Source organism: Sanguibacter sp. Z1732, from assembly GCF_051020515.1.
In the GTDB taxonomy this organism is placed as follows: domain Bacteria; phylum Actinomycetota; class Actinomycetes; order Actinomycetales; family Beutenbergiaceae; genus CALKWS01.
On the sequence record NZ_CP194857.1, the window covers coordinates 1,676,655 to 1,689,398 of the forward strand.

General features: G+C 69.8%; 11 protein-coding genes and 2 pseudogenes. 8 read left to right on the forward strand and 5 right to left on the reverse strand.

The features are described 5' to 3' along the window. The first annotated feature begins 68 nt into the window (after positions 1–68). From ACRRRO_RS08915 to ACRRRO_RS08930, 4 genes and pseudogenes are all read left to right on the forward strand, one after another. Positions 69–803 carry a TetR/AcrR family transcriptional regulator gene (locus tag ACRRRO_RS08915; protein WP_434081404.1) on the forward strand — a complete coding sequence of 245 codons (735 nt, stop codon included), beginning with the start codon at positions 69–71 and terminating at the stop codon, positions 801–803. A gap of 68 nt (positions 804–871) precedes the next feature. Then, positions 872–2,974 (forward strand): annotated as a pseudogene (locus ACRRRO_RS08920) (acyl-CoA dehydrogenase family protein). Positions 2,975–3,107: 133 nt separating this feature from the next. After that, positions 3,108–3,677 (forward strand): DUF4870 domain-containing protein, encoded by a 570-nt coding sequence (locus tag ACRRRO_RS08925; protein WP_424795390.1) that lies wholly within the window; start codon positions 3,108–3,110, stop codon positions 3,675–3,677. 128 nt (positions 3,678–3,805) lie between these two features. Beyond that, on the forward strand, positions 3,806–4,660 hold the full coding sequence (locus ACRRRO_RS08930) for a siderophore-interacting protein (protein ID WP_434081405.1): 855 nt from the start codon (positions 3,806–3,808) through the stop codon (positions 4,658–4,660). A 29-nt stretch (positions 4,661–4,689) separates the two neighbouring features. Here the strand turns inward: ACRRRO_RS08930 and ACRRRO_RS08935 are convergent, their stop codons facing one another. The 3 genes from ACRRRO_RS08935 to ACRRRO_RS08945 all read right to left on the reverse strand — a co-directional run bounded on the left by ACRRRO_RS08935 (position 4,690) and on the right by ACRRRO_RS08945 (position 6,631). Further along, positions 4,690–5,694: a DUF2804 domain-containing protein gene (locus ACRRRO_RS08935; RefSeq protein WP_424795388.1), complete on the reverse strand. Its 1,005-nt coding sequence runs from the start codon at positions 5,692–5,694 to the stop codon at positions 4,690–4,692. 191 nt (positions 5,695–5,885) lie between these two features. Next, positions 5,886–6,209 carry a hypothetical protein gene (locus ACRRRO_RS08940; protein ID WP_434081406.1) on the reverse strand — a complete coding sequence of 108 codons (324 nt, stop codon included), beginning with the start codon at positions 6,207–6,209 and terminating at the stop codon, positions 5,886–5,888. Then, complete coding sequence (locus tag ACRRRO_RS08945) at positions 6,206–6,631, reverse strand: class I SAM-dependent methyltransferase (RefSeq protein WP_434081407.1); 426 nt, start codon at positions 6,629–6,631, stop codon at positions 6,206–6,208. The genes ACRRRO_RS08940 and ACRRRO_RS08945 overlap by 4 nt, the downstream gene beginning before the upstream one ends. A 132-nt stretch (positions 6,632–6,763) precedes the next feature. Between ACRRRO_RS08945 and ACRRRO_RS08950 the strand changes: the two genes are divergently transcribed. From ACRRRO_RS08950 to ACRRRO_RS08965, 4 genes and pseudogenes are all read left to right on the forward strand, one after another. Next, complete coding sequence (locus ACRRRO_RS08950) at positions 6,764–7,495, forward strand: CDP-alcohol phosphatidyltransferase family protein (RefSeq protein ID WP_424795386.1); 732 nt, start codon at positions 6,764–6,766, stop codon at positions 7,493–7,495. Positions 7,496–7,584: 89 nt separating this feature from the next. After that, complete coding sequence (locus ACRRRO_RS08955) at positions 7,585–8,445, forward strand: helix-turn-helix domain-containing protein (RefSeq protein ID WP_424795385.1); 861 nt, start codon at positions 7,585–7,587, stop codon at positions 8,443–8,445. A 5-nt stretch (positions 8,446–8,450) separates the two neighbouring features. Continuing rightward, the gene (locus ACRRRO_RS08960; protein WP_424795384.1) at positions 8,451–8,912 is read left to right on the forward strand and encodes a VOC family protein; all 462 of its coding nucleotides are present in this window, start codon (positions 8,451–8,453) and stop codon (positions 8,910–8,912) included. Between the two features lie 173 nt (positions 8,913–9,085). Continuing rightward, positions 9,086–11,192, forward strand: a pseudogene (locus ACRRRO_RS08965) (RecQ family ATP-dependent DNA helicase). Positions 11,193–11,315: 123 nt separating this feature from the next. Here ACRRRO_RS08965 and ACRRRO_RS08970 read toward each other — a convergent pair. Together ACRRRO_RS08970 and ACRRRO_RS08975 are read right to left on the reverse strand one after the other, a co-directional pair. Next, the gene (locus ACRRRO_RS08970) at positions 11,316–11,897 is read right to left on the reverse strand and encodes an N-acetyltransferase family protein (protein WP_424795382.1); all 582 of its coding nucleotides are present in this window, start codon (positions 11,895–11,897) and stop codon (positions 11,316–11,318) included. Continuing rightward, positions 11,894–12,673 (reverse strand): HAD family hydrolase, encoded by a 780-nt coding sequence (locus ACRRRO_RS08975; protein ID WP_434081408.1) that lies wholly within the window; start codon positions 12,671–12,673, stop codon positions 11,894–11,896. Before ACRRRO_RS08975 ends, ACRRRO_RS08970 begins: the two co-directional genes overlap by 4 nt. Positions 12,674–12,744: the final 71 nt, after the last annotated feature.

Genomic DNA, 12,744 nt, shown 5'->3' on the forward strand with positions numbered 1-12,744 from the left:
TCTGCGTGGTGGAGTGGACAGAGTCCGGAATGTGTCCGGTACCCACGGTACCTGATACTCTCGGTTGCGTGAGTGACGTCACTGTAACCACCTCTGCGGCCGCCCCGCCAGCGGGCGACGGTCGTTCCACGCGCTGGAACAGCCATCGGGCCCGGCGCCATGATGATCTGTGCCGGTCGGCCCGCCGCGCGGTGCACCATCAGGGTCCGGATCTGTCGATGGATGAGATGGCCGGGGCCATGGGGACCTCCAAGTCCATCGTGTACCGCTACTTCAAGGACAAGGCGGGCCTGCAGGCCGCGGTCGGCGAGATGGTGCTGGCCGAGATGGCCCAGGCGTTCGGTGCGGCGGCAGAGGGTGGGGGGTCGCCCCGGGAACGGCTGCGGGCGATGATCGAGGTGTATGTGTCGATGCTCGCCAGGTCGCCGAACGTGTACCGGTTCGTCACCCAGATCGAGCAGGCCGGCACGATCTCCACCTTCATGGCTCAGGTGCAGCGTTATATCGCACGCCTGCTGCGCCAGGTTCTCGCCGAGTCCGGCTCCGACCTGCGGTTCGCCGTGCCGTGGGCGGCCGGGGTGGTGGGCTTCGTGCGCGGCACCGGGGAGCAGTGGCTCGCAGCGGATGCGGAGCAGCGGTTGGAGCCGCAGGTGCTCATCGATCTCGTCGCCGACTGGATCTGGCTCGGGACCGCCACCGTGCCCGGCGACCCGGCCGACCCAGCGCCCCTAGGCCCAACTAGCCCGCCTACCGTGCACTCGCCTACAGCCCCGCACCCGTTGACCGCCCGTTCAAGCCCCTGACACCCCGCCCGTTCAAGCCCTGACATACCTCTCGCACCGACCCAGACGCCCGGACCGGCGTTGACCCTATGGAGAATTCGATGCCACGCACTTCACGCACCAATGGAACCGGCCCCGAGGTGACCATCGATACCGCGGTGCTGGCGGATCTGCTGGATGGACGCTGGAAGACCCAGCGCCGCGCCATCCGGGATCTGTACACCGACGAACGGTTCGCCCGCGTGCCCGGTCTCAGCATGGCCGAGCACCGCGAGCGCATTCTGGAGCAGTGCCGAGCGCTGGTGGACATCGGCATGCCCCGGCGCGGTTTCCCGGGGGCGGACGGAAGTCGGCCACTGCCCGGGGGCAATGTGGCCGGCTTCGAGGAACTGGCCGTGCACGACCCGTCGTTGCAGATCAAGGCCGGGGTGCAGTGTGGGTCTGTTCGGTTCCGCGGTGCTGCACCTGGGCACCGAGTACCACCACGACACGTTCCTGCCGGGCATCGTGGAGCTGGAGGTGCCGGGTTGCTTCGCGATGACCGAGACCGGGCACGGCTCCGACGTCGCCGCGATCAGCACCACGGCCACCTACGACGAGCAGGCGGAGGAGTTCATCATCCACACCCCGTTCGAGGCGGCGTGGAAGAACTACATCGGCAACGCCGCCCTGCACGGGGTGGCCGGCGTGGTGTTCGCACAGTTGATCACCCAGGGCGTCAATCACGGTGTGCACGCCTTCTACGTCCCGTTGCGCACCCGGAACGAGGACGGATCCGCCGGTGAGTTCCTGCCCGGGGTGCGCGGCCGGGACAACGGGCACAAGGGCGGTCTGCTGGGGGTGGACAACGGCATGCTGGCCTTTGACCAGGTGCGCGTTCCGCGCCGGAACCTGTTGAATCGGTACGGCGACGTCGCCGCCGACGGAACCTACACCTCCTCGGTCAGCAGCCCCGGCCGGCGGTTCTTCACCATGCTCGGCACCTTGGTGCAGGGGCGGGTCTCGCTGGGCGGTTCGGCGCTGACGGCGGCGAAGATTTCCTTGGCCACCGCGGTGCGGTACGGCAACCAGCGCCGCCAGTTCACCGGCCCGGATGAGCACGACGAAGTGGTGCTCATGGACTACCAGCGCCACCAGCGCAGGCTACTGCCACGACTGGCGAAGGTCTACGCCGCCCAGTTCATGCACCACCAGCTCTCCGACCGTTACCACGGGGTCTTCTCCGGGGAACACGACACCGACGCCGACCGGCAGGATCTGGAGACCCTGGCTGCGGCCTCCAAGCCCTTGGCCACCTGGCTGGCGCTGGACGTGATCCAGACCAGCAGGGAGGCCTGTGGCGGCGCCGGGTACATGGCGGAGAACCGGTTCACCGGCCTGCACGCGGATTTCGATGTCTACGTGACATTCGAGGGCGACAACAACGTGCTGCTGCAACTGGTGGGTAAGCGCCTGCTCACCGACTTCGGCCGGGAGATGGCCAAGATGGATGTGGCCGGTGCAGTGCGGTACGTGGCCGATCAGGCTGCGGACATGACCTTGCACCGCACGCCGCTGCGCCGGGTGCAGCAGTCCATCCGGGACTGGGGTTCCAAGGCGCGTTCGGCCACCGAACTGCGCGACCCCGATATGCAGCGGGAACTGCTGGAGGATCGCGTGGAGTCACTCGTGGAGCGGGTGGCGATGGAGTTGAAGGATACCCGTGAGGCCGATGCGGCCACCGCGTTCGAACTGTTCAACGCCCACCAGGACGAACTGATCCAGGCCGCCCGTGCCCACGGTGAACTTCTGCAGTGGGAGGCCTTCACTGAGGCGTTGGCCGGGATCGCCGACCCCGGCACGAAGAAGGTGCTGACCTGGTTGCGTGATCTGTTCGGCCTGACGCTGATCGAGGAGAACCTGGACTGGTACCTGCTCAACGGCCGCATCTCCACCCAACGGGGGCCCGCACCGTGACCTCCTACATCAACCGCCTCCTGCCGCGGTTGCGCGCCTATGCCGGCGACCTGGTGGAGTCGTTCGGGTACAGCCCGGAGATGATCGGCGCCCCGATCGGAACCGATGCCGAGGGCAGGCGTCAGGAGGAGGCACGTGACTACTACCGCGCCCAGCGGGCCAGTGGCTCCGAGCCCACACTGGAGAAGCACGTGCCCCGTGGATCGGTCACCGACAAGGAACTGACCACCGCTTGATGGACGCGCTTGAAACCTGACCCACAGATCGTCCACAGCCGGTTCCGCAAGGCTGTCTGGCCTGCACGCAAGTGCCGTGGTCGTCGGGGGTCTGCCCTGCTGCCACTCAGTCTGACAGCCAGAGGAGATATCGATGACGACGTCCGATTACCGGTCTGCGGCGAACCAGCCCGAGCAGGGTGTATCCCAGCACGGTGTCCCGCCCCAGGGAATACCCCAGCACGAGCACCCGGAACAGGGCGGGCCCCAGGACGGTGCACCCGGGCAGGGCCAGCCGCAGTACGGGGCGCCTCAGGGTGGGCCGCAGTACGGGGCGCCCCCGGGTGGGCCGCAGGCGGGCGGGCAGGCGGGCGCTGGCGTCGAGAGCCTCGACCCGAAGATCGGCGGTCTGCTCGCCTACTTCACCTGGATCGGGGGGCTGATCATGTACCTGACTCAGCGTCACCGCGAGGTCAGGTTCCACGCTGCTCAGTCGATCCTGTTCAACATCGTGGTCTTCGCGGCCTGGGCGGTGCTGTGGATCGTGGAACTCGCGCTGACGATGATCTTCAGCCCCTTCGGGCTGGTGACTCTCGTGCTCTTCCCGCTCCTGGGCCTGGCCGTGCTGGCGGTATGGATCCTGCTGGCGATCCGGGGCTACAACCTGGTGCACTTCACACTGCCGATCATCGGTTCCATGGCCGAGAAGTGGGCGGACAAGTAGGCCGATCCGCGGCGGTGGCCGCCTCCGCGCCCTGACCGGCCGGCGGCCACCGGGCCCCCATCGCCCAGTCCCCGGCGAATTAGGTTAGGGTTGCCTTATCTAATTCCCCGGATGATTGGACGTGTTCTGTGGCGCGCGTGCGACGCCTGACCTATGCCGAGGTTGTTCGCAAGGAGCAACTGACCCCCTCGATGGTGCGGGTGGTCCTCAGCGCTCCGGGTGGTGGGGCCCTGCCGGTCGAGTACCCGGGCTACACCGATACCTACATCAAACTCGTGTTGCCTCGCCCGGAATCCGGCCTGGTCTCCCCGTTCCACCCCGATGAGGTCAAGGAGGGCCTGGAGCCCGCGCTGTGGCCCGTGATGCGCACCTACACCGTCCGCCATTGGGATGCCGGGCGCGGCCTCATGACCGTTGATGTGGTGGTGCACGGCGACAAGGGGATCGCCGGCCCCTGGTCCGTGCAGGTCCAACCCGGGGACCAGGTGCAGTTCTTCGGACCCGGCGGCGACTACCGGCCCGACCCCCACGCCGACTGGCACCTGCTCGTCGGCGATGAGAGCGCGCTGCCGGCAATCGCCGCTGCGAGTGAAGCGCTACCGACCGACGCCCGTGGCTACGCAGTCATCGAGGTGGCCAACGCCGCCGAGGAACAGCGCCTCACGATCCCCGCCGGCGTGCAGGTGCGCTGGATCCACCGGGAGACCTCTGCCCGGGCACCGGGGATCGAGTTGTGCGAGGTGGTGCGGTCCCTGGACTTCCCCGCCGGCCGGGTGCACGCGTTCGTGCACGGCGACGCCACGTTCGTGCGGGAGATCCGCTCCTACCTACGCTTCGAGAAGCATGTGCCCAAGGAGGACCTGTCCGCCTCGGGATACTGGCGCCGCGGGCTGGACGACGAGGCCTGGCGGGCCGCCAAGGCGGAGTGGAAGGCCGCTGTCGAGGCCGATGAGGCGGCCCACGCAGGCGTCGGCGTCGCGTGACCCGGTATCGGCTGACCCGGTGAAGGGCACTACCAGCGGTTGCTGGTGAACTCCGCCCACCCGACCAGGCCGTCGAGGCGATGGCGGCCCCCGTCGTCGTCGGCCGCCCACCCGCGCCAGGTGCCGCACACCCCGGTGGTGGTGGTCGCCACGATGCCCAGGTTGGTCGAGGTGGAGCCGTGCTGAAAGGGTTCCAGTGTCGCCTCGACCCGGTCGCCCTCGATCGACCACGTGCCGGTGGGGGAGTCGGCATCGAAGGCCCAGACCGTCTCCTCGGGCAGGTAGTGCACGCGGGAGTCGATGATCAAGGCGTTCTCGGTGGAGCCGGTGCCCTCGGTCCACAACCCGCCAAGGTGCAGCCCGGTGCGGACCCCCGCGACCGAGCCGGACGCGACCGCGCTGGTGTAATTGGTGGCGTAGGGCCAGCGGCCGCGTCCGTGATCGATATTGGCCCAGGCCTCAGGGCCGACGGTGGTATCGGCGTCATCGATCTCGAGTCGGCCGCTGACCGGCAGCGCCGAGGACTTCAGCGTGTACTGGAACTGCCGATCGCTCCACGGGATCACCACACCCAGGGACTCCGGTGGCATGGGCACGTGCAGGTCCAGCCGCACCCGGGGAGTCTTCGCCCGTAGCCGGGTGCTGCCGTCCTCGGTGTCCACCGCGATCGCCAGGTCACGGGTGAGCGCGCGCACCGGTCCGCCGAAGGCGGTTTCGGGCAGTTCCACGTGGCGGGCCAGCGGTACGATCGCCGACTCCTCGATCACCGTGCCGTCGCTGCGGTCCAGGATCCACACCTGGTGGGCGGCGGCGTAGTTCAGGGAGTTCACTGTCAGGGCGATGAGGTGGTCGGGGGTGTTGATGCCCCAGTGCTCGCGCCGCTTTGTGCGGCTCCAGGTGGCTGCCCGTGAACTCAGTGGCACCGTGCGCAGGTTCGCCCGGTGCAGTGCGCGTCGGCTCCACCCCAGGGCGGCAGGGTTGAGCGCACCTGAGGGAAGACACAGGTCCACCGGGCGGACGATCTCGGGCAGCACGGGCCCATCATGGCGCCCTTTGTGCCTGGGCCGCACCCGGCGCGCCTGATTCGTCCCTTGCGCGCATGCCCGGCCCGCACGCCTGCACGTGGCACGCACGCTGCGCGCACACCTGGGCCCGCTCGCCTGGCCCGCTCGCCTGCGCGTACACGCTCGCCTGGCCCGCAGGCCTGCGCGACCCTGTTCCCGCACTACGGGGTGGGGCGGCGCCAGACCGAGACGTGCGAGGTGGACTCGGCGGTGAACGGCGCGCGTTGGAAGTCGGCCACGCGCTCGACCAGTTCCATGCCGGCCAGACGGGCCATCAGATCCAACTCGGCGGGCCAGGCGTAGCGATGCTCGCTGGGACCGTAGCGATACCTGCCGTCGTCACCTTGGGTGAAGTGATGAGAGGTCATCCGTTGGGAGAGCGGGTCGATGGTGTCCAGCCCTACGTGCCGCTCGGTCACCTCGAACGGCACCGCAGCCGCGCCCGGCGGCAGCCACCGCAGCGGTGGGACGCCCAGTTCGATCACGAAGTGACCGCCGGGAGTAGATGCGCCGCGGCATTGCGGAAACAGTCCACCTGCGCCTCCTGGGTGAGCAGGTTGGAGATGGTGTTGTAGACCAGGTACACCAGGTCGAACACCCCGGACACCCGGGTGGTGGACATGTCCCCGACGGTCACCGGAATGTCCTGATCGGAGGCCTTGGTGCGCAACCGGGCGATCATCGGCTCGGAGGTGTCGATGCCGTGCACCTCGAGTCCCCGCCGCCACAGCGGGACCGCCACCCGCCCGGTGCCGATGGCGAACTCCAGGGCCCTCCCGCCGCCGGTCCGACCGGCCAAGTCGGCCAGGAAGCCCACGGTGGGATCGAGCACCTCGGCGGAGAACATCGGAGAGTCCGGGTGGTCGTACCCGGCGGCTGCCGCTTCGGTCCAGTACTGGCTGCGCATCGTCACGAGCATGCCAGGGCGACCGGTCGTCGTCGACGACTTTTCACCCGACAGTCCTGCCGAGGACAGGCTGAGGCGGGTGCGTGCGTCGAAGTGGCGCTGCGGCTGGGTCGCCCCGGGTACCGTGGCCCGGTGAACACCACCGCCACCACCCCCCTCGAGAGGGCCTCGGCATCGCAGCGCCTGGCCGGCGTGGCGGTGCACCTGTTCACCGCCATCGGCGCGCTGCTCGGCTTCGCCATGGTGCACTTCGCCTATGCCGGGCAGGTCCAGCTGGTGCTGTGGCTGTTCCTGGCCGCGATGGTGATCGACGGTACCGACGGGTTCATGGCCAGGCGCCTCCGGGTGGCCCAGGTGCTGCCCAGGTTCGACGGTGCGCTGTTGGACAACATCGTGGACTTCCTCACCTACGCCTTCGCCCCGATGGTGCTGCTCTGGTCGGCCGGCTACCTACCTGGTGGAGCCGCCGGGTGGGCGGTGGTGGCCGTGGTCCTGCTCGCCTCCTGCTACCAGTTCTGCCGCACCGACGCCAAGACGCCCGACCACTACTTCCGCGGCTTCCCCAGTTACTGGAACGTGGTGGCCTTCTACGTCGTGGTGCTCGACCTGAGCGCAGCCGCCACGGCAGCGATCCTGATCACGCTCAGCGTTGCGGCGTTCATCCCGATCTGCTATCTCTACCCCTCCCGCACCCAGGTGTTGTGGCGGGTGACGATGGTGGCCACCGCGATCTGGCTGGGCCTGTACGCGCTGATCGTGGCGACCTACCCCGATCCGTCCGGTTGGGCGGTGGTGGCCTCGGTGGTCTACCTGGGCTACTACGCCGGGTTGAGCGTGGTGCTCACCGTGCTGCGTCGTCGATAACTGATCTCGGGACTGCCCTGCGGAGCGCCCCGCGGGCCGGGCTGCAGCAGGGCTGGTCGACGCCCTTGACGGCGCAGGATAATCGGCACGTGGGCACATCGGCCTCGCTGCACTACGAACCGGTCGCCGCCCTGGCGCCGGGGGTACTCAGTGCCGTGGGCTACCACCATGCCGGGGTCGAACCCGGGCTCCACCTGGGGATCCCGGCGCCGTCGTTGACGTTCATCTTCTCCACCCGGGGCCCCATCGAGGTCGGCGCGAGTGCGGGGCAGGCCACCGGGCCGGGCGCCGAGCGTGCGCAGGTGCTGATCAGCCGGCTGCACACCAACCCCGCCTACGTCGTCGAACCCGGTGAGCAGGCCGGCATCCAGATGGCCGTGCATCCACTGGCGGCCCGCTCGCTGCTGGGGGTACCGGCCCGGGAACTGGACCGGCTCGCACTCGAAGGCAGCGACGTGCTCGGCCCGGGCGCCGCCCGGACGCTCCGACGGCTCCAGGACATGCCGCTGGGACCGCAGGCCTTCGCCGTCGTGGGCGATTACCTGCGTGAGCAGTTGCAGGAGCGCCGGGCCGAAGAGGTGCGCCCGGAGGTGGGCGAAGCCTGGCGGTGGATGTCCCGCACCCGGGGCGCCGGTTCGATGCGCAACCTGGCCGCGCACGTGGCGCTCAGCCAGCGCCAACTGACCACACTCTTCCAGCGGGAGGTGGGCATGGCGCCCAAGGCGATCGCCCGGCTGATCCGGTTCACCCGGGCACGGCGGATGGTGGTGCAACACGTGGCGGTGAGCCCGTCGATGACACTCGCGCAGGTGGCGCACGCCTGCGGCTACGCCGATCAATCCCACCTGGTGCGTGACTTCCAGCAGTACACCGGGACCAGTCCCACCCAGTGGCTGCGTCAGGAGCACCAATATGTCCAAGCCGGGGCACACGTGCGTGCGGAAGGCTGACCGCTATGAAGACCACCGAAATTTCTGCCGAGTCCACTACCTCGCCGGCCGAGTCCACTACCTCGCCGGCATCCCCGCCCGCCCCGAACGTGTGGCCGACCCTGAAGTGCCACGACGCCCTCGGCCTCATCGACTTCCTGGTCACCACCTTCGGGTTCGAACGCACCGCGGTCTACGCCGACGGGCCCACCGTGCACCACGCCCAGTTGACCTGGCCCGAGGGCGGCGGCGTGATGCTCGGCAGCGTGATCGCCGGCACCCCCTGGCAGCGCGAACCGGGCACCGCCGGGATCTACCTGGTCACCGACCGCGTCGGGGAGATCCACCAGCGCTGCCAGGAAGCCGGTGCTTCGATCATCGAGCCCCTCACCGACACCGACTACGGTTCACACACCTTCGCCGTCGCCGACCCGGAGGGCAACTACTGGTCCATCGGCACCTACCGCGGCGAACCCAGCGGGGCCTGAGCCGGCACCGGACTCCTCACCGCCCCCGCGGCCGATCCGCCAGGGGCGTCGAGTTCGAGTCCGATGGCCGAGGTCGATTGTCCGAACACTCGACTTGAGCCGCGAGGCTCGAACTCGGGCGGGACAAGGATGCCCGTGGGCGCGGTGTCCGTACCGGGACCTACCGTGGGGGCATGAGGGAACAAGCCACAGCCGCGCTGCGCCAACTCGTCGGTCACCCCGAGGCCGACTTCCGAGAGGGCCAGTACGAGGCCATCGAGGCACTCGTCGATCGGCGCGAGCGGGTGCTGGTGGTCCAGCGCACCGGGTGGGGCAAGTCCGCGGTCTACTTCGTCGCCACCGCGCTGCGGCGGGCCGACGGTGCCGGGCCCACGGTGATCGTCTCCCCGCTGCTGGCGCTGATGCGCGACCAGATCGCCGCTGCGTCGCGCGCCGGCATCAACGCGGTGACCATCAACTCCGCCAACGCCACCGAGTGGGGCCAGGTCCGCGAGCAACTGGATGCCGATGCCGTGGATGTGCTGTTGGTCAGCCCGGAACGGTTGAACAACCCGCGGTTCCGCACCGAGCAACTGCCCGAACTGACAAGGCGCTGCGGGCTGCTGGTGGTCGATGAGGCGCACTGCATCAGCGACTGGGGCCACGACTTCCGCCCCGACTACCGCCGCATCCGCACCATGCTCGCCGGGCTCCCGGCCGACACGCCGGTGCTGGCCACCACCGCCACCGCCAATGAGCGCGTGGTGACCGATGTGGTCGAGCAACTGGGCACCGGCGCCGATGGCACGCCCCGGCAGGTCAGCACCATCCGCGGTCCGCTGGCGCGGTCCTCCCTGCGGCTGGGCGTACTCCGCCTGGAGGGCCCGGCGCAGCGAGTGGCGTGGTTGGCCGCACACCTGGACGACCTGCCCGGCAGCGGCATCATCTACACCCTGACCGTCTCGGCCGCGCAGGATCTGACCGAGACCCTGCGCGCGGCCGGGCACCAGGTGCGCCCCTACACCGGCCGCACCGACCCGGCGGAGCGGGAGGAGTTGGAGCAGGCGTTGCGGGACAACCAGGTCAAGGCCCTGGTCGCCACCAGTGCTCTGGGCATGGGGTTCGACAAACCGGATCTGGGGTTCGTGGTGCACCTGGGCGCACCCAGTTCACCAGTGGCCTACTACCAGCAGGTGGGCCGGGCCGGGCGGGCCACCGAACGTGCCGACGTGCTGTTGCTCCCCGGTGCCGAGGACCGCGACATCTGGGCCTACTTCGCCTCCGCCGCGATGCCCCGCCAGGCCCAGGCCGATGCGGTGCTGGCCGAAACTGGGTCGCGCCTCGGGCCCGATGACCACCGTGGCGCTGGAGACCTTGGTGGATGTGCGCCGGACCCGGCTGGAACTGTTGCTGAAGGTCCTCGATGTGGAGGGTGCCGTGGAGCGGGTCCCCGGGGGCTGGGCCGCCACCGGGCAGCCCTGGACCTACGACGCGCAGCGCTATGAGCGGGTGGCCCAGGCCCGTGAGCGCGAGCAGGGCCTGATGGTGGAGTATCTGGCCGGGAACTCCTGCCGGATGGAGTTCCTGCAGCGATCACTCGATGACGCGACTGCGGCCCCGTGCGGCAGGTGTGACGTGTGCGCCGGCCCCTGGTACCCCGTCGAGGTGCCGGCCGAAGCCGTGCAGGCTGCCACCGGGCAGTTGGCCCGGGCGGGGGTGCCGATCGAACCGCGGGCGCAGTGGCCCTCCGGGATGGGCCGGCTCGGGGTGGATGTCAAGGGCAAGATCGACCCGGGCGAGACGATGCAGCGCGGGCGCGTCGTGGCGCGGTTGTCGGACCTGGGCTGGGGGCAGCGGCTGCGGGAGGTCCTGAAGGCCGACGACGGCGCAGCCCCCGACGGCGTCCTGGCGGCAGTGGTGCAGGTGCTCGCCGAGTGGGACTGGGACCGCCGACCGGCCGGTGTGGTGGTGATGCCTTCGCGCACCCGTCCGGTGCTGATCGACTCGGTGGCCCGGCACATCGGCGACCGGGGGCGGTTGCCGGTCCTGGGCACCCTGGAGTTGGTCGACGGCGGGCCTACCGGTGGACCCGGCGGCAACAGCGCCTTCCGGCTCGCGGGGGTCTGGGACCGGTTCGGTGTCGGGGCTGATCTGCGCGCGCACCTGGCAGACCTGCACGGACCGGTGCTGCTGGTGGACGACCTGGTCGACTCCCGCTGGACCGTGACGGTGGCGTCCCGCGAACTGCGCCTGGCCGGGGCGGAGGCGGTGCTGCCGCTGGCGCTCGCCGCCGAAGGCTGACGCCGTCGGGCCGGCCCCGCCCCGCATGCGTCCGCGCCCCGCCGGCCCCACCGCACCGCCCGGTCTGCACCCCGCCGGCCCCACCGGCCTACCGCACCGCCCGGTCTGCACCGGGGACGAGCCCTACGGCCGAGGGAGAGTCTGGTGAGGCTCGCCCTCCGCCGCAGTGCTCGCCCTCGGCCCGCTGGCGTGCAGTGGCAGCTTCATTCCGAGGTGCGAGGCGACGAAACCGAGGCGCTCGTAGAACCGCACAGCATCGGTGCGGCTGCGGTCGGAGGTGAGTTGCATCAACGCCGCACCCCGGTCGGCGGCGTAGGTGGCTATCCACCGGAAGAGGGCCTCACCGAGTCCCGCACCGCGGTATCGCGTAGCCACCCGTACCGCCTCCACCTGGGCGCGGAGCGCACCCCCACGGGAGAGCCCCGGAATGAACGTCAACTGGGCGGTCGCGGCCATCTCGGTTCCCGCCCGGGCGACCAGCAGGACCTGGTTCGGGTCGGCGTCGATCGCCTCGAACGCCTCGGCATAGCGGGGGTCGTTACCGGCATGCTCGCGGCCCTGGCCGAGCACATCGTCGGCCAGCAGCGCCACGATCGCCGGCACGTCCGAAGTAGCCGCGCGAGTGAGGATGACCTCCTCATCGCCAATGTTGAGGGAGCCAAGGCGGGGCTGCGGTTCTTCGGGCGAGATCTGGTCACTGGTCATCGAAGGGGTGCTCCTGGTCGTTGTCCGCCACCGGGGTGGTCGGGTTGCGTGGTGCGGCCGGGGTGGTCGGGTTGCGTGGTGCGGCCGGGGTGCTCGGGTTGCGTGGTGCGGGCGGCCTGGTCGGGTTGCATAGCGCGATCGGGGTGCGTCGCGGGGGCCTGCGTGAGCGCCTCGATCACGTCGGCCACTCCGTCGTCGATGTTGGTGCCGGTGACCTGATCGGCCACGGCTAGGGTTTCCGGTGCAGCGTCGGCCATCGCCACCCCGTGGCCGGCCCAAGCGAGCATTTCGGCGTCATTGGGGGCATCGCCGAAAGCGAGGACCTCATCCGGCGCGATACCCAAGTGGGTGCACAGCCGGGCCAAGCCCCAGGCCTTCGTGACGCCCTCGGCGAGCACCTCCACGAACGGCGCGCCGGAGTGGGTGACTTCGAAACCGGACAGACCCAGGCCGCGGATGGTGGCGACCAGTTCGTCATTGTCGGTGCCCGGATGGCGCACGATGAACTTCAGGCTGGGCTGGTCCAGCACCTGGTCCACCGTGTGCGCGACCATCGAGTCCGGGTCGCGCTTGTGGTCGTTGAAATCAGCCAGATCCGCGTACCCCTCCTGGGCGACGAACGTCTCACCGCCCTCACGCACACTGACGAACACCGCCTCGGGCAGCCGCTGCAGGAGCGCTTCGGCGAGTTGCCGCTGGGCGGGGACGGAGAGTTGGGCTTCGAACAGGTGCTCCCCGGTACCCAGATGCACCCCGAGCGCCCCGTTCCCGCACAACGCCCACCCGTCGAACCCTGCCTGCTCGGCGATCAGGCGAAGGCCGACGGGGCTGGCGAGCCGTCACCGGG

Bases quoted from the DNA above. Each gene is read 5' to 3' on its own strand.
- ACRRRO_RS08960 (WP_424795384.1), top strand. From the start codon at position 8,451: ATGAAGACCACCGAAATTTCTGCCGAGTCCACTACCTCGCCGGCCGAG.
- ACRRRO_RS08945 (WP_434081407.1), bottom strand. From the start codon at position 6,631: ATGCGCAGCCAGTACTGGACCGAAGCGGCAGCCGCCGGGTACGACCAC.
- ACRRRO_RS08925 (WP_424795390.1), top strand. From the start codon at position 3,108: ATGACGACGTCCGATTACCGGTCTGCGGCGAACCAGCCCGAGCAGGGT.
- ACRRRO_RS08970 (WP_424795382.1), bottom strand. From the start codon at position 11,897: ATGACCAGTGACCAGATCTCGCCCGAAGAACCGCAGCCCCGCCTTGGC.